We start from the raw sequence: 18,644 nt of genomic DNA, 5'->3' as shown, positions 1-18,644 counted from the left end.
CTTCGGTTTTTTTTTATGAAAAGAATAGTTCACTAATCATTCTATTCACCAATTTTATAGTGTTTTCGGTGAACGTATTCACCAAAATTGACTTTTTTAATAGAAAACCACCATCAACCACCAGAAAACAGGAATGCTTTCAACCCAAAAAGAAGTATAATACCTGGACCTTTTTTCATTGGCAAAAATTAAAAAAAGAGAAAGAACTACAACTAAAACCAAGTTTACTATCAATTGTTTTTCGATAAAATTAGTTTTAAAGAACTCTAAAAGATAAAACGGAATCAATAATAACAAACCAACTATTTTGGTTTTTTTTACTCCTATTTGTTGCGGTACGGTTTGTAAATGCGGATCATCATTAGCCAAATCAATAATTTCGAAAATTAAAATCAATACAAAAACTAAAATAAACCGTTGAACGAATTTGAGATAAAAATCAAGCCCTAATGAAATGCCTGCATTAACTAACGGCAATACCAATGTCACTCCCACCCAACACAAAGCAACAATATAAATTTTTACACCAGCCCAATTTCTAGCATTCTTTCTATTTGGGAAAAACGGCAACGTATAAAGTAATGTTAATGCTAAAACACCAACGGAAACTAGTTGTGTAATTGACTGCAATTGGAAAAAATAATAACCCACGCCCACTAATGAAAAAAGACTCAATGCCGAAATAATTTTCAATTCGTTTCGCATTTTATTTTTTTGAAATCTGGCTAACGTATCATACTTCACAAAATTATAACCTACTATTGTTCCAAAAAAAGCAAAACTGGCGATAGCTTGATCATCAGAAATGTCGAACATAAAATGCGTCATTCGAACCAGCGCATAAACGGACAAAGCCACATGAATGCTACTTCTAATGTAAAAATCGAATACTTTTTTAAAACTAACCATTAAACAAAATTAATCAATTGTGAGTAATTACATCCTCTTGCTGAAAATTTGATAAAAAATCAATCGAAAAACACGAAATAGATTGTTTATAATACTTATTTTTGCACCACTAAAAAAACACAACATTACTAAACATACATGAAAACAGACTCATTTGCTTTAAGACACTTAGGACCAAGAGATAATGATTTACCGAAAATGCTTGAAACTATAGGTGTTGAAACTTTAGATCAACTAATAGACGAAACAATTCCAACTGATATTCGTTTGAAAAAACCGTTGGAATTAGAGCATATAATGACAGAATACGAATATGCAAATCACATTCGAATATTAGGTCGTACTAACAAAGTTTTTAAATCTTACATAGGATTGGGTTATCACCCAACAATTGTTCCACCAGCGATTCAAAGAAATATTTTTGAAAACCCAGGATGGTACACTGCTTACACACCATACCAAGCAGAAATTGCTCAAGGTCGTTTAGAAGCAATATTGAATTTCCAAACAACAGTTATCGAGTTAACTGGAATGGAAATTGCCAATGCCTCACTATTAGACGAAAGTACTGCTGCTGCTGAAGCAATGGCTTTATTATTTGATGTTCGAACTAGAGATCAAAAGAAAAACACTGTGAATAAATTCTTCGTTTCTGAAGAAATATTACCACAAACATTATCTGTTCTACAAACGCGCTCTACTCCAGTGGGTATCGAATTAGTTGTAGGAAACCACCAAGAATTTGATTTTTCGAATGAATATTTCGGAGCAATACTTCAATATCCTGGAAAATACGGTCAGGTTTACGATTATGCTGACTTTATAAAACAAGCTGCTGAGAACGATATAAAAGTAGCTGTAGCCGCTGACATTTTATCATTAGTAAAATTAACGCCTCCAGGAGAAATGGGAGCTGCAGTAGTTGTGGGAACTACACAACGTTTTGGAATCCCAATGGGGTATGGTGGTCCACACGCTGCTTATTTTGCTACAAAAGAAGAATACAAACGTTCTATGCCAGGAAGAATCATTGGAGTCTCACAAGACGCTAATGGAAATCGTGCCCTGCGTATGGCGTTACAAACACGTGAGCAACATATTAAGCGTGAAAAAGCAACGTCTAACATTTGTACTGCTCAGGTTTTACTATCTGTAATGGCAGGAATGTATGCCGTTTATCACGGTCCAAAAGGATTGCGATACATTGCAAATAAAGTACACTCGATGGCAGCGACTTTAGCAGATGCCTTGAATAAATTAGGGGTTCAGCAAACAAACACCTCTTTCTTCGACACCATTGTAGTAAAAGCTGACGCTAAAAAAGTGAGAGCTATCGCAGAGAAAAACGAAATCAATTTCTTTTATATCGATGACGAAACTATTTCAATTTCGTTAAACGAAACTATTTTGTTTAAAGATGTGAACGAAGTAATTGCAGTTTTTGCTGAAGTAGTAGGAAAAGAAGCTTTTGAAGTAAGTGAATATACTTTGGAAAATAACTATCCAACGAATTTAAACAGAACAACTGAGTTTTTAACTCACGACGTATTTAACAACTATCATTCTGAAACTAGTTTGATGCGTTACATCAAGAAATTAGAGCGTAAAGATTTATCATTAAACCATTCGATGATTGCCTTAGGTTCTTGTACAATGAAATTAAATGCAGCAGCTGAAATGTTGCCTTTAAGCATGCCTTATTGGAATACTATCCACCCATTTGCTCCTTTAGACCAAGTGCAAGGATACACTACAATGCTTAAAAAATTAGAGCATCAGTTAAACGTAATTACTGGTTTTGCCGGAACAACATTACAACCAAACTCTGGTGCACAAGGAGAATATGCTGGTTTAATGACTATTCGCGCTTATCACCAATCAAGAGGTGACGACCAAAGAACGGTATGTTTAATTCCTGCATCGGCACACGGAACAAATCCTGCTTCGGCGGCGATGGCTGGAATGAAAATTATCGTGACCAAAACAATGGAAAACGGTAATATCGATGTGGAAGATGTAAGAGAGAAAGCCCTTAAATACAAAGATGAATTGTCATGTTTAATGGTAACTTACCCATCTACACATGGTGTTTTTGAAAGCGCTATTAGAGAGATCACTCAAATAATTCACGATAACGGTGGATTAGTTTATATGGATGGCGCAAATATGAATGCTCAAGTAGGATTAACAAATCCTGCAACTATTGGTGCTGACGTATGTCACTTAAATCTACATAAAACATTCGCTATTCCTCATGGTGGTGGTGGACCAGGTGTAGGACCAATTTGTGTAAACGAAAAATTAGTTCCGTTTTTACCAAGTAATCCATTAGTTCAAGTAGGTGGTGAAAAAGCAATTACAGCTATTTCAGGTGCTCCTTATGGATCAGCTTTAGTATGTTTAATTTCTTACGGATATATTTGCATGCTAGGATCGGAAGGAATTACAAACGCAACCAAATATGCTATCCTAAATGCAAACTACATGAAAGCGCGTTTAGAAACTCATTATCCAATTTTATATTCTGGAGAAAAAGGAAGAGCAGCTCACGAAATGATCTTAGACTGTAGAGGTTTTAAAGAAAAAGGAATTGAAGTATCTGATATTGCAAAACGTTTGATGGATTATGGCTTCCATGCGCCCACTGTTTCTTTCCCAGTAGCAGGAACTTTAATGATTGAGCCTACAGAATCTGAAGATGTTGCTGAATTAGACCGTTTTTGTGACGCTATGATTTCGATTCGACAAGAAATTGAAGAATCAACAATTGACGAACCTAACAACGTATTAAAAAATGCACCTCATACTTTGGCGATGCTAACTGACGATTTCTGGGCATTACCCTACTCAAGAGAAAAAGCAGCGTATCCATTAGACTATGTTGCTGACAATAAATTCTGGCCAAGTGTTCGTCGTGTAGATGAAACCTATGGTGACAGAAATTTAATATGCAGCTGTGCTCCTATTGAAGCTTACATGTAATATTTACTATTACAATTATATAAAATGCCTCGAAAATATCGAGGCATTTTTTTTGATCCATTTCCAAGCCCTAACACTTTGTAAATAGGAATACATAAAAGAAATAGCTTTCTATTGACACAATAACACAATGAAAAAAACTATCGCTTTTTCGAATAATTATTAAAAAATCATCAGTAAATTAGCCAAATAATTATTATTCTATAATTATATGCACGCATAGTAAATAACATGGCTATAATTATTATTTTATCATTAAATTAGCCTAAATTTTTTGGAAAACAAACCGATGAAAATAAAAATAACTGGAATAGGAAGTTACATTCCTGAGAAAAAAGTAAGTAATACAGACTTTAGTAATCACGTTTTTTTGAATGAAGATGGTACAACCTTTGGCTATCCGAATGATGTGGTCATCAAAAAATTTAAAAGCATAACCGGAATTGAGCAAAGGCGCTACGCTGATGACAATTTAAACTCATCTGACTTAGCCTTTATGGCATCAAAAAAAGCGATCGAAAACGCTAATATTGATCCAGAGACTATCGATTATATTATTTTTGCGCATAATTTTGGAGATGTTAAATGTGGAACTACTCAATCTGACATGCTTCCTAGCTTAGCTACTCGTGTAAAAAATAAATTACAAATAAAGAACCCAAAATGTGTTGCCTATGATATCCTTTTTGGATGCCCTGGATGGATTGAAGGAGTGCTTCAAGCCAATGCTTATATCAAATCCGGAATGGCTAAACGCTGTTTAGTTATTGGCTCTGAAACTTTATCAAGAGTGGTGGACGATCACGATAGAGATTCAATGATCTACTCAGATGGAGCTGGCGCTTCTATTATTGAAGCTTCTGATGACGAAACAGGACTGCTTTCTTACGAAAGTGGTACTTATGCCATGGACGAAGCTAACTATTTGTTTTTTGGAAAATCATACAACCCAGACTTAGATCCTGATACACGCTACATAAAAATGCACGGTCGTAAAATATACGAATTTGCATTAACTACCGTTCCTGCGGCAATGAAAAGCTGTTTAGACAAAAGTGGGATTAACATAGATGATGTCAAAAAAATCCTTATTCATCAAGCGAATGAGAAAATGGATGAAGCGATTATACAACGTTTTTATAAATTACACGACAGACCCGTTCCTCAGGATATTATGCCAATGAGTATTCATGAATTAGGAAACAGCAGTGTCGCAACCGTACCTACTTTATTTGACTTATTAATAAGAGGAGAAATAAAAGATCAAGAAATTAACAAAGGTGATATTCTACTTTTTGCTTCTGTAGGAGCAGGAATGAATGTCAATGCCTTTATTTATAGATATTAGTAGCAAATTCCGCAACTATACAAAACAAAACCACGATCTAAAAATTAACTTTTTAAGTCGTGGTTTTTTCGTTTCCATCTACACTAAAAATCTGCAAAATAAGAACCATATGTTTGTATCTTTGCACTATTATCAACTAAAACGAACGAAATATTGCTTCGTTCCGCACAATGACTATGTACGAAAAAACGTTTCCCAATAAAAGATTCAAACACACTTTAGAATTTTTAAATAAACACATTGCCACTTCTGAAACTATTTTAGATTTAGGGGTCGAAAATCCCTTTTCTAAAATCATGAAAGAAGAAGGTTTTTCGGTTACTAATACAACTGGTGAAGATTTAGACCTCAATCAAAGTGTTTTTTCTACAACCCAAACTGATGTAGTTACTGCTTTTGAAATCTTCGAACACTTATTGAATCCCTACACTATTTTAAGCGAAATAAAATCGGATAAACTTTTTATTTCTATACCAATGCGCTTGTGGTTCTCTCCTGCTTATCGCAGTAAAACAGACATGTGGGACAGACATTATCATGAATTTGAAGATTGGCAACTAGACTGGTTACTGGAAAAAACAGGTTGGAAAATTATAGATCGCCAAAAATGGACAAATCCTGTGAAGAAATTTGGATTCCGCCCTTTATTGCGTTATTTTACCAATCGATATTATATCGTTTATGCTGAGAGATTTAAAGAGTAAAGAATTTATTTCAGCAAATTATGATATTGCACTTAACAATTTATAATTCATAATTACTATCATGAACTACTACATAGTTATTCCGGCACACAACGAGGAAGCATTTATTGCTTTAACCTTACAGTCCTTGATTTCGCAGACTCACTTACCTTCAAAAGTAGTGGTAGTCAACGATAATTCTACTGATAAAACTGCCGAAATTGTTCTGGCTTTCGCCAAAGACAATCCGTATATCTCATTAGTAGAAAAAAAATCAAGTGCCATTCATTTGCCCGGAAGCAAGGTCATTCAGGCTTTCCAAAAAGGATTTGAAACACTAGACGACAATTATGATATCATTGTAAAACTAGACGCTGATTTAATCCTACCCAAGAATTATTTTGAAACGATTGTTAAGCATTTCGAAGAAAATCCCACAACAGGAATGGCCGGTGGATTTGCTTATATCGAAAAAAACGGAGGTTGGATCTTAGAAAACTTAACCGATAAGGACCATATTCGTGGCGCTTTTAAAGCATATCGCAAAGCTTGTTTCAAACAAATGGGCGGCTTAAAAGCAGCAATGGGCTGGGATACCGTGGACGAGTTGTTGTCTAAATTCTACGGTTGGAAAGTAGTTACCGATGATTCTCTTATCGTAAAACACCTAAAACCAACGGGAGCTAATTACAATAAAACAGCACGATACAAACAAGGCGAAGCCTTTTACACCCTTGGCTACGGTTTTACTATTACAGCGATAGCTTCGGCTAAATTGTCTTTCATGAAAAAGAAACCACTTTTGTTTTTTGACTATATCCACGGTTTTCTAAAAGCTAAATCGGCCAAAACACCTTTATTAGTTACTGAATCACAAGCTAAATTTATAAGGGATTATCGCATTGAAAAAATGAAAGAGAAGATTTTTAAATAATGTGATTTTTTGTTTTTCTTAAAAAACTCCAAACTCTAAACCGTAAACTGGCTACTAATTATTAATTTAGCCCATATTTGAAAAATATATGATGCTCATTAGATACATATCGCAAATAGGAAGATACTTTCTAATGCTTAGAGAAGTCTTTATCAAACAAACCAAATGGTCTGTGATGAAAAATTTGATCTTTAAAGAAATTGACGACTTAATCATAAATTCCCTCGGAATTGTAGCTTTCATTTCTTTCTTCGTTGGTGGAGTTGTTGCTATTCAAACTGCACTTAACTTGACCAATCCATTAATCCCGAAATACCTTATTGGTTTCGCCACAAGACAATCAGTAATCTTAGAGTTTGCCCCTACTTTTATCTCGGTAATTATGGCGGGAAAAATGGGGTCTTTTATCACATCAAGCATTGGTACAATGCGTGTAACAGAGCAAATTGATGCTCTAGAAGTGATGGGTGTTAACTCAGTAAATTACTTAGTTTTTCCAAAAATCATTGCCTTATTATTGTATCCGTTTGTAATTGGTATCAGTATGTTTCTAGGGATTTTAGGAGGATGGATGGCTGGTGTTTACGGAGGATTTACTTCGAGCACTGAATTTATAACAGGTGCACAAATGGATTTTATTCCTTTTCATATTGCTTACGCATTTTTAAAGACTTTAATTTTCGCAATGCTACTAGCAACTATACCTTCTTTTCATGGCTACTACATGAAAGGTGGTGCTCTAGAAGTGGGTAAAGCTAGTACCGTTGCCTTTGTTTGGACATCGGTTTCTATAATACTATTCAATTATATATTAACGCAATTGTTACTGGGATCATGATAGAAATAAAAAACATAGAAAAATCATTTGGAGACGCGATGATTCTCAAAGGCATTTCAACTGTTTTTGAAACTGGAAAAACCAATCTTATCATTGGCCAAAGTGGTTCCGGTAAAACGGTCTTACTAAAAAGCCTTTTAGGAATCCACATTCCAGAGTCGGGGAAAATTTGCTTTGATGGCAGAGTTTATTCTGAACTCGAAGCGGATGAAAAAAGAGAGCTGCGAACAGAAATCGGAATGGTTTTTCAAGGCAGTGCTTTATTCGATTCTATGACCGTAGCCGAAAACGTGGCATTCCCATTAAAGATGTTCACCAGAGACAACAGAGCTAAAATTAAGGAGCGTGTTGACTTTGTATTAGAAAGAGTTGCGTTAACTGATGCGCATGACAAACTTCCTTCTGAGATTTCAGGAGGAATGCAAAAACGTGTCGCTATTGCCCGCGCCATTGTTAACAAACCAAAATACTTGTTTTGTGATGAGCCAAATTCTGGTTTAGATCCAAATACTGCTATATTGATTGATAACTTAATTAAAGAAATCACGGAAGAGTACGATATAACGACCGTAATTAACACCCACGATATGAACTCCGTAATGGAAATCGGGGAACGCATTTTATTTCTTAAAGACGGATTAAAAGCCTGGGAAGGAACTAAAGAAGAGATTTTTATAACTGACAATGAAGCCGTAGTAGATTTTGTTTATTCTTCTAATTTATTCAAGAAAGTAAGAGAAGCTTATTTGAAAGAGTAAATTAAGGAGCAAAACGTTCTTTAACTCATAACAACTCACCTCCCGCTATTCGTTACAATCTTTTATCGGGATTATTTTTCAATTCGGAACACTGTCAGGATAAAAGGATTTTCACTGCTATCGGGGCTACAAATAAAATTCCATTTCCATAATAAGACACAAAAAGCACAGCCTCTTGATGACTGTGCTTTTTGGTTTTTAATTCAGCAGCAGTTCTACCTCTGCATTTGGATTAAAAAGATACAATTTTCCAGAGCTCACTTCGAGACATTCAAAACGCTTGGTTCTAATAGCTATTTTTTTGAAAATTTTCCCGTTTTCAATTCTGAAAACACTGCCGTAAGGAATCTCAAAAACATAGTTCTTATCATTTTGAGCGTCGAACTGTTTTAACGCTAGCGATAAAGTCGCATCAGTATCACTGCTGGCCGTGGGGTTTTTAAAGTGACGAGCTAATAATGGCAACAATTGACTTGGGAATATTTCTGGACGAATAAATGGAATCATCAGCCGTTGAAAGGAATATTTCCATTCATTACCATGGGGTTTTATTTTTCGACCAAATTTCTCAAAAGCCACTAAATGCGAAATTTCATGAATCAGTGTAATCAAAAACTTATATTTATTGAGACTTGAATTAACCGTTATTTCGTGTTTTCCGTTGAGCCCTTTTCGATAATCACCATGACGGGTTTGCCTCTCATTTACAATCTTAAGATGGACTTGATTGACAACGATGAGTTCAAAAACTGGTTTTACCGCGTGTTCTGGAATATATCTTGCTAGGGTTTCGCTCAAAATGAAATGTAATATGAGTTAGGAATTATAACTATTTAAGGATTCGTAGAAGACACCTGCATTACTTTTCCGTTGTAATATTTACTCGCCGTTAACGTAAAATCGTAGATATAATCAGCCATTTCATTTGCTTTAACTGGTGCTTGATATCCTGGAAAAGCCTCTTCTAACATCTCTGTCTGAACTGCCCCCAAAGCCAATACATTAAACGAGATACCTCTTTCTTTATACTCTTCGGCTAACAACTCTGACAAAGTGATTACAGCTCCTTTACTCGAACTATAAGCTGCAAGTCCAGGGAATTTCAAGCTTCCTTGAATTCCTCCCATAGAGCTTATAGTAACTACATGACTTCCTTTTTGTAAAAACGGCAAACAGATGCGTGTTAGATTAGCAACTGCAAAAACATTCACTTTATAGACATTCTCAAAATCTTCTTGCGTAGTTTCTGCAAATGGCTTCGACAAGAAACTTCCTGCATTGTGCACAATCGCATCTACTGATTTCCAGGAAGCAGAAAGCACCTTCTCCACTTTCGCTAAATCTGATTCGCTTGACAAATCGACAGCGATGCAAGTTATATTTTCATGCTCAATAAGTATTCTTGGCGTTTTTCTCGAAATGGCCAGCACTTGATGTCCGGCATTAGCAAACTTCAATGCTAACTCATATCCTATTCCGCGACTTGTTCCTGTAATAATAATCTTTTTCATATAGCAAAAATAAACAAAACCTTTAAAACATCAGTTTGGATCCTCCAAAAAACAATTTAATTCATGCGAATTTCTTGGCTAGAAGAATTGGCCATTTTTGTCATCGCAGGCAACATTTCTTGAATAAATTGGGTCATATGTACTATGTCCATTTTTTCAAATTCATCTGAAACATGATGGTAATAGCCAAAATTCTCGAAGTCAAACGTACTAACAGACTGACAAGGAACCTTGAAAATATCATAAAATGGATAATTATCTGATCTGTAAAATAACTTGTATTCTTCGGCTTTTGGCAAAAAGCCAATACTATTCTTTCCAGTATATTCGTTTATTTTTGATGCCATATTCGATTTTTCAAAACCGGTCAGGTACGCCAGATAATCTCTTTTCATTGGCAGGCCTATCATCTCAATATTGAATTGTGCGTAGAGATTAAAGTTTTGCTGTTTTAGCTTTTTGGCCAAATGCTTAGAGCCTAGCAATCCTTTTTCTTCGGCTACAAAGAGAACAAAAAGAATACTTCTTTTATTTGATTTAGAAATGCTAAAGTACTTAGCCATTTCGGCAACTGCAGTAGTTCCTGAGGCATCATCATTAGCTCCATTATTTATGAAATCGCCATTAACGGCCTCTTTTGATAAACCAATGTGATCATAATGCGCACTAATTATTAAAAACTCATTCTTTAGAACAGGATCAGTTCCCTCAAGATAACCCACAACATTATAAGCCGACCCTTTAAAGTTAGACAATGTGTCTTTATAAGAATTAAAATAGGGCTTTACATTATTAGTCTTAAAAAATTCCTCTAAATAATCTGCGGCTTTTTCCATTCCTTTTGTCCCACTATCTCGTCCTTCTAATTCATCTGAAGCAAGATATTTCAAGGTTGCAGCAACTTCGTTTTCTTTGACTTTATATAGAATTTCAATGGGTTTATCAATTGTCGCGGTTACTGGTTTTGAAACCAAATCTGCATTGGATTTACATCCTAATAGAACAAAAGGAAGCAGCATCAGTATTTTCTTCATGTTTTAAGTTTATGGTTATTTAATGTGTTTTTTAAAGACTTAGCATCCTTGAAGGCAAGCCAAAACTATGAAAAATAACGGAATTATTATAGCGAATCGGTATTTTGAAAAACATTATCCTGAATAAACATGAAATTAAGAATTCAATTCCCGAAACAAAAAAATCCCGACTCAATATTTTGAGCCGGGATTTATATCTAATTGTAAACCTAATTGATTATGAAACTAAAGTTCTCGAAATTACGATTCTTTGTATCTCTGAAGTTCCCTCATATATTTGCGTGATTTTAGCATCACGCATCATACGTTCTACATGATATTCTGCAACGTACCCATTTCCACCGTGAATTTGAACCGCTTCAATTGTGGTATCCATCGCTGTTTGAGATGCAAACAATTTGGCCATAGCACCAGATTGAGAAATATCCATTCCTTGATCTTTTTCAGATGCCGCTTTCAAAACTAGCATTTTTGCTGCCATGATTTGAGTCGCCATATCCGCTAATTTAAATGCAATAGCTTGGTGTTTGAAAATTTCTTTTCCAAAAGCTTTACGCTCCTGCGAATATTTCAATGATAATTCATAAGATCCGGTTGCTATTCCTAAAGCCTGTGAAGCAATACCAATTCTACCGCCGTTTAATACTGCCATAGCAAATGCAAAACCGAAACCGTCAACTCCAATTCTATTTTCCTTTGGCACTTTTACGTCAGAAAACATTAAAGAATGCGTATCTGATCCACGAATTCCCATTTTCTTTTCTTTTATCCCAATATCAAAACCAGCCCAACCTTTTTCAACTATAAAAGCATTAATTCCTTTATGCCCTTTTTCAACATCCGTTTGTGCAATTACAATATAAGTAGATGCTGACGAACCATTAGTGATCCAGTTTTTTGTACCGTTTAATAAATAATGGTCTCCTTTATCGATCGCAGTCGTTTTTTGAGAAGTGGCATCAGATCCTGCTTCAGGTTCTGACAAACAGAATGCACCTATTACATCACCTTTTGCAAGCGGCACTAAATATTTTAGTTTTTGCTCTTCATTGCAATATTTTTCTATTCCTGCACAAACTAATGAATTGTTGACAGACATAATCACAGCAGCAGAAGCATCCACTTTAGCTATTTCAGTTATTGCTAACACATAAGAAACACTATCTAATCCAGAACCCCCATATTTAGGATCAACCATCATCCCCATAAACCCAAGTTCAGCCATTTTTTTGACTTGCTCTGCAGGGAATTTTGAAAATTCATCTCTTTCAATAACCCCTGGCAACAATTCACTTTGAGCAAAATCTCTAGCGGCTTGTTGAATCATTAATTGTTCTTCTGTTAGATTAAAATCCATAACTGTATTTCTTTTTATTAATTTTTTTAATTCTAGAAACAAAACAAAATGTATAAAGCATTGACTTTAAAACTAAAATTAGCTTTGTTTTTACACTACTTCTGAGTTTAGAATTGAATATTATTACACGTTGTTTAATTTACCCTGCTTTTTATTTAAAAAAAGTAGTCAAAGATACTTTTTTCTTGTGAAATTATCAATTTTGATTTGTAATTTTGGATTATGAAATTAGAAAACTATAACGTTATCGGTGTGATGTCAGGAACTTCATTAGACGGAGTTGATTTGGCACATATTCAATTTCGAATAAAAGGCAAGAAATGGGACTTTACTATCCTTGAAAGTGAGACTATTCCATACAATTTAACTTGGGTACAAACTTTAAAAACAGCAGTAGATTTTTCGCAAATTGAGCTTGAAAAATTAAATCAGGAATATACTTCGCTACTTGCTTCCATTATTTCTGATTTTATAACGCGCCATAAAATCGAAAATCTCGATGCCATTTGTTCACATGGACACACGATATTACACCAACCTCATAACGGATTTACACTCCAAATTGGCAATTTACCGGAGATGGCAGATTTAGTACAGCAAACCGTAGTCTGTGATTTTAGAGTACAAGATGTTCAGTTAGGAGGACAAGGTGCTCCTTTAGTCCCTATCGGTGATCGCATCCTATTTCCAGAGTATGATTATTGCATGAATCTAGGAGGTTTTTCGAATGTATCATTCGAAGAAAACGGCACTAGAATTGCCTTTGACATTTCGCCAGTCAACACCGTTTTGAATTTCTACGCAAATCAGTTGGGATTCGATTACGATGATAAAGGCCAAATTTCGGCAAGCGGTGAAATTAACGAAATATTATTCAATGAATTAAATAATTTGGATTTCTACCAACAAAAGTACCCGAAATCTCTTGGATTCGAATTTGTAAAAGAAACAGTCCTACCTATTATAGAAAGCTTCGAAATAGACATTACGGACAAAATGAGAACCTTTACGGAACATGTAGCGTTACAAATTGCCAAAGCTTTACCTAATAAAAATGGAAGACTTCTTATAACTGGTGGCGGTGCTTACAACGATTTTCTTATCGAGCGCATACAATTTCACTTAGCGTCTATCCAAATCATCATTCCGGGCAACAAAATTCTGGAATTTAAAGAAGCAGTTATATTTGCTCTACTGGGCGTGCTGAAATTACGCGGAGAAATTAACGTATTATCAAGTGTAACGGGAGCGGAAACAGATCATAGTAGCGGAAATATCTATAAACCAAAATAATACCTCAAATACACAATTCACATTATTCTATTTTTTACATTTGTCAAAATTAAACATATCGCAGTAAATGAAAGATTTATTAAAGAAATTCGAAAATAAAGAGCCTGAAATAATTTTTAACTGGAAAGATGCTGAAACTGAAGCAGAAGGCTGGACAGTTATCAACTCTCTTCGAGGTGGTGCTGCAGGTGGCGGAACAAGAATGAGAAAAGGCCTAGATAGCAATGAAGTTTTGTCATTGGCAAAAACAATGGAAGTAAAATTTACGGTTTCTGGACCAGCCATTGGTGGTGCAAAATCGGGTATTAATTTCGATCCAAATGATCCTAGAAAAAAAGGCGTTTTACAACGTTGGTACAAAGCGGTATCACCATTATTGAAAAGTTATTATGGAACGGGTGGCGATTTAAACGTTGATGAAATCCATGAAGTGATCCCTATGACAGAAGAATGTGGTGTTTGGCATCCACAAGAAGGAGTTTTTAATGGTCATTTCAAACCTACTGAAGCTGATAAAATCAACAGAATTGGTCAGTTGCGTCAAGGTGTCGTTAAAGTAATCGAAAACCCAAAATTCTCTCCAGATGTTTCTAGAAAATATACCATTGCAGATATGATTACCGGTTATGGTGTTGCAGAAGCGGTGCGTCATTATTACTCAACTTATGGAGGTGATGTAAAAGGTAAGAAAGCTATTGTACAAGGTTTTGGAAATGTAGGTTCAGCTGCTGCTTTCTATTTAGCCGAAATGGGTGCAAAAGTTATAGGAATAATCGACAGAGATGGAGGTTTAATCAATGAGAATGGTTTTACTTTCGAAGAAATAAAAACTTTATTCCTTAACAAAGACGGAAACAAATTAGTTGCTGAAAACATGATTCCTTTTGAAGAAATCAATGAAAAAATATGGACTATAGGTGCTGAAATTTTCACTCCTTGTGCCGCATCAAGATTAGTTGCTCAATCCCAGATTGATAGTTTGATTGCTAATGGACTTGAAGTAATTTCTTGTGGTGCCAATGTTCCTTTTGCTGACAAAGAAATATTCTTTGGCCCTATTATGGAAGATGTAGATCACAAAGTAAGTTTGATTCCAGATTTTATATCTAATTGCGGAATGGCTCGTGTGTTTGCTTATTTCATGGAGAAAAAAGTACAAATGACCGATGAGGCTATTTTTCTTGACACCTCAGAAACCATTAAAAACGCCATTGAAAAAGCGCACGCTTTAAACAGCGGTAAAACTAATATTAGTGCTACTGCTTTTGAAATTGCCTTAAAACAACTAGTGTAGATTTAATATAAATTCGCAAGCTTTCATTCTAACTAGTTTGAAATTGCATAATATAATCAGTTCGACAATCTCACCCAAAAAGTGAATTTGTCGAACTGATTTTTTTTACCCAGTATTAAATACTTCTTTTTAGTATCGAATTACTGTCTTCCGTTTTTAATATATTAATCGAAAAAAATAACAATTTTTATAATATATTAGCGTTTCCATAATAAAGAAAATTTCTATGAGTATATTGTTACAAGCAGATACCCTATCTGTTGCACAAGAAAGTTTAGCCGATGCGGTTCCAGTTGAAAAAACATTATCTATTATCGAATTACTAACAAGCGGAGGATTAGCGGGTCAGATCATAATGACGGCACTATTTCTAATGTTTTTTGTAGCGCTTTATCTTTACTTCGAACGTTTGATGGCGATCAATGAAGCATCAAAAATTGATGGTAATTTCATGGGACAAATTAGAGATAATATTAGAAATGGGCGCATAGATAACGCTAAAATGGCTTGCGCCCATTCAAAATCTCCTGTTGCACGATTAATTGAGAAAGGAATTTCAAGAATTGGCAAGCCTCTTGATGATATTAATACGGCAATTGAAAACGCCGGAAAACTTGAAATTTACAAACTTGAAAAAAATGTAAGTATGCTAGCTACCATTTCTGGAGCTGGACCTATGACCGGTTTCTTAGGAACAGTAGTCGGGATGATTCAAGCTTTTCATAAAATGGCAAGTTCTGGCGGACAAATAGAAGTTGGCGCACTTTCAGAAGGAATTTACACCGCAATGACAACAACCGTTGTTGGTCTGGTAGTTGGAATTATAGCTTACGTAGGTTACAATCATTTAGTTGTAAAAACTGACAAAATTGTTCACCAGATGGAAGCAAATGCAGTTGACTTTTTGGACTTATTAAACGACCCAGCATAATTATGAATTTAAGAGGAAGAAATAAAGTTAGTGCTGAATTCAATATGTCATCTATGACTGATATTGTTTTTCTATTGCTGATATTCTTTATGCTAACATCAACCATGGTTACCACCAACGCTTTAGACTTGGTGCTTCCAAAAGCAAAAGGAAAAACTGACAGTAATAAAAATATCGCGGTGAGTATCAATAAGAAACTAGAGTTTTTTATTGACAAAGAACCCGTTTCAGAAACCGAATTAGAGGCAAAATTATTATCACTTTTTACTGCAGATAAGGATAGAGCAATCATTTTAAGAGCTGAAGAAGGAGTCCCAATTGAAAAAGCAGTGAATGTTTTGGATATTGCAAACCGAAACCAAATCAAAGTTGTTTTAGCAGTAAGACCTAAATAACGGTAGCTAGCCTTCAATAAAAGATTTATTCTACATGAAATATTTAGAAACAAAAGAAGAACAAAAATCATTTGCAATCACATCAATTATTTTTGTGATTCTCTTAGTATTGTTCTTTTATTTAGGATTGACTTCACTGGACCCACCTCCTGAAAACGGGATTGCCATCAACTTTGGAACAACCGAATTTGGATCTGGAACCGTTCAACCCACAGAACCAATCCAATCTGCACCAAAAGCTACAGCGGCAAAACAAGCAGCATCGAGCGATGAAGATATTCTCTCACAAGATATTGAAGAAGCAGTTGTGATGAAGCAAACAAAAAAAATCCAACCTTCTAAGCAAATAGCAAAAGAAGAGGTCAAACCAAAACCGAAAGAAAATCCGACACCTTCAAAAAGCACATCTGATGCACTTTCAAGCATCTTAAACGGGCCAAAGTCTGACGGAAAAGCTAAAGGCGGAGAAGGAAATGATAAAGTCGCTGGCGATAAAGGTAGTTTAAATGGCGATCCTTATGCAAACAGTTACTATGGATCCGGAAGCGGCACTGGTAATGGAAGCGGATGGGGTTTAAATGGGCGAAGCATCGCCTCAAGAGGGAAAGAAGTGCAGAAATGTAATGAATTTGGTACTGTCGTTGTACAAATAACAGTAAACAGAAGCGGGAATGTTATTGCGGCCAAATACACTAAAGGAACAACAAACACAAACCCTTGCCTAGTCGAACCTGCATTGGCAACAGCCAGAAAATACAGATGGCAACCAGACTCAAATGCACCTGAAACGCAAATTGGTTTTATTACCGTAAATTTCAAATTAGGAGAATAATTTCATTTCGCAACTTGCTATCCTTAAGTACGAAAAAAACAATATACACTACAAACAAAATGAATTATCAAGAAACTACGGATTGGATGTTTAACCAACTCCCTATGTATCAGCTTCAGGGCGCCTCTGCCTATAAAAAAGACTTGACAAACACGCACTTGCTGACTAATCATCTTGACAATCCACATAAAAAGGTACGTTGTCTTCATGTTGCCGGAACTAACGGCAAAGGATCTACTTCCCACATGTTAGCCTCAATAATTCAAGAGGCTGGATACAAAGTAGGCTTATACACTTCTCCGCATTTAAAACATTTTAGAGAACGCATTAAAATAAATGGTGTTGATATCGCAGAAGAATTTGTATGTGCTTTTATCAATGAAAACAAACCATTTTTTGAATCGAATGACATCAGTTTTTTCGAAATGAGCGTAGGTATGGCCTTCGATTACTTTGCCAAAGAAAAAGTAGATATGGCTATTATCGAAGTTGGTATGGGCGGTCGCTTAGACGCAACAAATATCATCACTCCGCTAGTATCAGTAATTACAAATATTGGCTTAGATCACACTCAGTTTCTCGGAAACACTATCGAAGCTATCGCTGGCGAGAAAGCCGGTATAATCAAACCACATATTCCTGTAGTCATTGGAGAATATACTCCAGAAACTAAAGCTGTTTTTTTGGCTACAGCCAAAGAAAACAACTCAGAAATCTATTTCGCTTCCGACTTAATTTCAGAAAATCTCCCTTCAGATTTAATAGGTGACTACCAAGTACACAATAAAAAAGCTGTTTTACAGACGATCGAGATTCTAAACTCACAAGCAGAATTTAAATTTACCGAAGAGATAATAAGAATTGGCCTTAAAAATGTGGTAAAAAATACCGGACTTCAAGGAAGATGGCAACAACTAGGTGATAATCCAAAAGTAATTTGCGACACTGCGCACAACAAAAACGGACTGGAGACTGTCTTGAATCAAATTCAAAAAGAGACATTTAAAAAACTACATATTGTTTTAGGAGTGGTTAATGATAAAGACTTAGATCAAATCCTGCCACTTTTCCCGAAAAATGCAATTTACTATTTCTCAAAGCCAAATAATCCACGCGGTTTAGACGCAACAATTTTAGCAACCAAAGCAAGTGAACATGGTTTAACAGGAACAGTATTTAATTCAATTACAACAGCTTACGAAAAAGCACTGGAAGCAGCCGAAGACACTGACTTTATATACATTGGCGGAAGCACATTTGTGGTTGCAGAAATTTTATAATTTTTTCTCTTTTTTGCTTGCGTATTCAAAAAACAGCCTTATATTTGCACTCGCAATAAGGAAATGAAAATTATCGAATTGTACTAGGGCGATTAGCTCAGCTGGTTCAGAGCACCTCGTTTACACCGAGGGGGTCGGGGGTTCGAACCCCTCATCGCCCACAAAAACTCCTTAAGAAATTAAGGAGTTTTTTTTTTATAACCATAAAAAAAATACACTATCTGATATAATGTGATGGTGTATTTTTATTTTATAACATTCACTA

17 protein-coding genes and 1 tRNA gene are annotated in these 18,644 nt (G+C 35.3%); 13 read left to right on the top strand and 5 right to left on the bottom strand.

The window, feature by feature from the left end:
- Nucleotides 1-96 precede the first annotated feature (96 nt).
- Nucleotides 97-909, bottom strand: a complete 813-nt coding sequence (locus FQU23_RS07310) for a hypothetical protein (protein WP_147673304.1) — start codon at nucleotides 907-909, stop codon at nucleotides 97-99.
- Between the two features lie 138 nt (nucleotides 910-1,047).
- Here FQU23_RS07310 and gcvP point away from each other — a divergent pair, with 138 nt between their 5' ends.
- From gcvP to FQU23_RS07280, 6 genes are all read left to right on the top strand, one after another.
- Nucleotides 1,048-3,891, top strand: coding sequence for an aminomethyl-transferring glycine dehydrogenase (gene gcvP, locus FQU23_RS07305; protein WP_147673303.1), 2,844 nt, complete (start codon nucleotides 1,048-1,050; stop codon nucleotides 3,889-3,891).
- Nucleotides 3,892-4,180: 289 nt separating this feature from the next.
- Complete coding sequence (locus FQU23_RS07300) at nucleotides 4,181-5,239, top strand: 3-oxoacyl-ACP synthase III family protein (RefSeq protein WP_147673302.1); 1,059 nt, start codon at nucleotides 4,181-4,183, stop codon at nucleotides 5,237-5,239.
- A 176-nt stretch (nucleotides 5,240-5,415) separates the two neighbouring features.
- Nucleotides 5,416-5,943 carry a class I SAM-dependent methyltransferase gene (locus FQU23_RS07295; protein ID WP_147673501.1) on the top strand — a complete coding sequence of 176 codons (528 nt, stop codon included), beginning with the start codon at nucleotides 5,416-5,418 and terminating at the stop codon, nucleotides 5,941-5,943.
- Between the two features lie 61 nt (nucleotides 5,944-6,004).
- Nucleotides 6,005-6,856, top strand: a complete 852-nt coding sequence (locus FQU23_RS07290; RefSeq protein ID WP_147673301.1) for a glycosyltransferase — start codon at nucleotides 6,005-6,007, stop codon at nucleotides 6,854-6,856.
- An 88-nt stretch (nucleotides 6,857-6,944) separates the two neighbouring features.
- Nucleotides 6,945-7,694: an MlaE family ABC transporter permease gene (locus FQU23_RS07285; protein ID WP_132110054.1), complete on the top strand. Its 750-nt coding sequence runs from the start codon at nucleotides 6,945-6,947 to the stop codon at nucleotides 7,692-7,694.
- Complete coding sequence (locus tag FQU23_RS07280; RefSeq protein ID WP_147673300.1) at nucleotides 7,691-8,452, top strand: ABC transporter ATP-binding protein; 762 nt, start codon at nucleotides 7,691-7,693, stop codon at nucleotides 8,450-8,452. The genes FQU23_RS07285 and FQU23_RS07280 overlap by 4 nt, the downstream gene beginning before the upstream one ends.
- 198 nt (nucleotides 8,453-8,650) lie before the next feature.
- Here FQU23_RS07280 and FQU23_RS07275 read toward each other — a convergent pair whose 3' ends face one another.
- The 4 genes from FQU23_RS07275 to FQU23_RS07260 all read right to left on the bottom strand — a co-directional run bounded on the left by FQU23_RS07275 (nucleotide 8,651) and on the right by FQU23_RS07260 (nucleotide 12,354).
- The gene (locus FQU23_RS07275; RefSeq protein ID WP_147673299.1) at nucleotides 8,651-9,250 is read right to left on the bottom strand and encodes a SprT-like domain-containing protein; all 600 of its coding nucleotides are present in this window, start codon (nucleotides 9,248-9,250) and stop codon (nucleotides 8,651-8,653) included.
- A 35-nt stretch (nucleotides 9,251-9,285) separates the two neighbouring features.
- The gene (locus tag FQU23_RS07270; protein ID WP_132110048.1) at nucleotides 9,286-9,963 is read right to left on the bottom strand and encodes an SDR family NAD(P)-dependent oxidoreductase; all 678 of its coding nucleotides are present in this window, start codon (nucleotides 9,961-9,963) and stop codon (nucleotides 9,286-9,288) included.
- Nucleotides 9,964-10,019: 56 nt separating this feature from the next.
- Complete coding sequence (locus FQU23_RS07265; RefSeq protein WP_147673298.1) at nucleotides 10,020-10,997, bottom strand: M28 family peptidase; 978 nt, start codon at nucleotides 10,995-10,997, stop codon at nucleotides 10,020-10,022.
- 217 nt (nucleotides 10,998-11,214) lie between these two features.
- Nucleotides 11,215-12,354 carry an acyl-CoA dehydrogenase family protein gene (locus tag FQU23_RS07260; RefSeq protein WP_147673297.1) on the bottom strand — a complete coding sequence of 380 codons (1,140 nt, stop codon included), beginning with the start codon at nucleotides 12,352-12,354 and terminating at the stop codon, nucleotides 11,215-11,217.
- A gap of 222 nt (nucleotides 12,355-12,576) precedes the next feature.
- On the opposite strand from FQU23_RS07260, the gene FQU23_RS07255 reads away from it, so the two are divergent.
- From FQU23_RS07255 to FQU23_RS07225, 7 genes are all read left to right on the top strand, one after another.
- On the top strand, nucleotides 12,577-13,647 hold the full coding sequence (locus FQU23_RS07255) for an anhydro-N-acetylmuramic acid kinase (RefSeq protein WP_147673296.1): 1,071 nt from the start codon (nucleotides 12,577-12,579) through the stop codon (nucleotides 13,645-13,647).
- 67 nt (nucleotides 13,648-13,714) lie between these two features.
- A complete protein-coding gene (locus FQU23_RS07250) occupies nucleotides 13,715-14,941 on the top strand; it encodes a Glu/Leu/Phe/Val dehydrogenase dimerization domain-containing protein (RefSeq protein WP_147673295.1) in 1,227 nt (408 codons plus the stop codon).
- A 226-nt stretch (nucleotides 14,942-15,167) separates the two neighbouring features.
- Nucleotides 15,168-15,872 (top strand): MotA/TolQ/ExbB proton channel family protein, encoded by a 705-nt coding sequence (locus FQU23_RS07245; protein ID WP_132110038.1) that lies wholly within the window; start codon nucleotides 15,168-15,170, stop codon nucleotides 15,870-15,872.
- A 2-nt stretch (nucleotides 15,873-15,874) separates the two neighbouring features.
- Complete coding sequence (locus tag FQU23_RS07240) at nucleotides 15,875-16,267, top strand: ExbD/TolR family protein (RefSeq protein WP_132110036.1); 393 nt, start codon at nucleotides 15,875-15,877, stop codon at nucleotides 16,265-16,267.
- A gap of 34 nt (nucleotides 16,268-16,301) precedes the next feature.
- Nucleotides 16,302-17,099 (top strand): energy transducer TonB, encoded by a 798-nt coding sequence (locus FQU23_RS07235; RefSeq protein ID WP_132110034.1) that lies wholly within the window; start codon nucleotides 16,302-16,304, stop codon nucleotides 17,097-17,099.
- A 59-nt stretch (nucleotides 17,100-17,158) separates the two neighbouring features.
- Nucleotides 17,159-18,379, top strand: a complete 1,221-nt coding sequence (locus FQU23_RS07230; RefSeq protein WP_147673294.1) for a bifunctional folylpolyglutamate synthase/dihydrofolate synthase — start codon at nucleotides 17,159-17,161, stop codon at nucleotides 18,377-18,379.
- Nucleotides 18,380-18,465: 86 nt separating this feature from the next.
- Nucleotides 18,466-18,540, top strand: a tRNA-Val gene (locus FQU23_RS07225).
- The last annotated feature ends 104 nt before the right edge of the window (nucleotides 18,541-18,644 follow it).

Origin of the sequence: Flavobacterium sp. XN-5, from assembly GCF_008033395.2 — a bacterium.
GTDB lineage: Bacteria > Bacteroidota > Bacteroidia > Flavobacteriales > Flavobacteriaceae > Flavobacterium > Flavobacterium hiemivividum.
Note: the sequence above shows the minus strand (reverse complement) of the source record. Positions and strands in the feature narration are given on the sequence as shown.

Excerpts from the sequence above, each read along its gene's own strand:
- FQU23_RS07310 (WP_147673304.1), bottom strand. The coding sequence starts at position 909 with ATGGTTAGTTTTAAAAAAGTATTCGATTTTTACATTAGAAGTAGCATT.
- gcvP (WP_147673303.1), top strand. The coding sequence starts at position 1,048 with ATGAAAACAGACTCATTTGCTTTAAGACACTTAGGACCAAGAGATAAT.
- FQU23_RS07300 (WP_147673302.1), top strand. The coding sequence starts at position 4,181 with ATGAAAATAAAAATAACTGGAATAGGAAGTTACATTCCTGAGAAAAAA.
- FQU23_RS07295 (WP_147673501.1), top strand. The coding sequence starts at position 5,416 with ATGTACGAAAAAACGTTTCCCAATAAAAGATTCAAACACACTTTAGAA.
- FQU23_RS07290 (WP_147673301.1), top strand. The coding sequence starts at position 6,005 with ATGAACTACTACATAGTTATTCCGGCACACAACGAGGAAGCATTTATT.
- FQU23_RS07285 (WP_132110054.1), top strand. The coding sequence starts at position 6,945 with ATGATGCTCATTAGATACATATCGCAAATAGGAAGATACTTTCTAATG.
- FQU23_RS07280 (WP_147673300.1), top strand. The coding sequence starts at position 7,691 with ATGATAGAAATAAAAAACATAGAAAAATCATTTGGAGACGCGATGATT.
- FQU23_RS07270 (WP_132110048.1), bottom strand. The coding sequence starts at position 9,963 with ATGAAAAAGATTATTATTACAGGAACAAGTCGCGGAATAGGATATGAG.
- FQU23_RS07265 (WP_147673298.1), bottom strand. The coding sequence starts at position 10,997 with ATGAAGAAAATACTGATGCTGCTTCCTTTTGTTCTATTAGGATGTAAA.
- FQU23_RS07260 (WP_147673297.1), bottom strand. The coding sequence starts at position 12,354 with ATGGATTTTAATCTAACAGAAGAACAATTAATGATTCAACAAGCCGCT.
- FQU23_RS07255 (WP_147673296.1), top strand. The coding sequence starts at position 12,577 with ATGAAATTAGAAAACTATAACGTTATCGGTGTGATGTCAGGAACTTCA.
- FQU23_RS07250 (WP_147673295.1), top strand. The coding sequence starts at position 13,715 with ATGAAAGATTTATTAAAGAAATTCGAAAATAAAGAGCCTGAAATAATT.
- FQU23_RS07245 (WP_132110038.1), top strand. The coding sequence starts at position 15,168 with ATGAGTATATTGTTACAAGCAGATACCCTATCTGTTGCACAAGAAAGT.
- FQU23_RS07240 (WP_132110036.1), top strand. The coding sequence starts at position 15,875 with ATGAATTTAAGAGGAAGAAATAAAGTTAGTGCTGAATTCAATATGTCA.
- FQU23_RS07235 (WP_132110034.1), top strand. The coding sequence starts at position 16,302 with ATGAAATATTTAGAAACAAAAGAAGAACAAAAATCATTTGCAATCACA.
- FQU23_RS07230 (WP_147673294.1), top strand. The coding sequence starts at position 17,159 with ATGAATTATCAAGAAACTACGGATTGGATGTTTAACCAACTCCCTATG.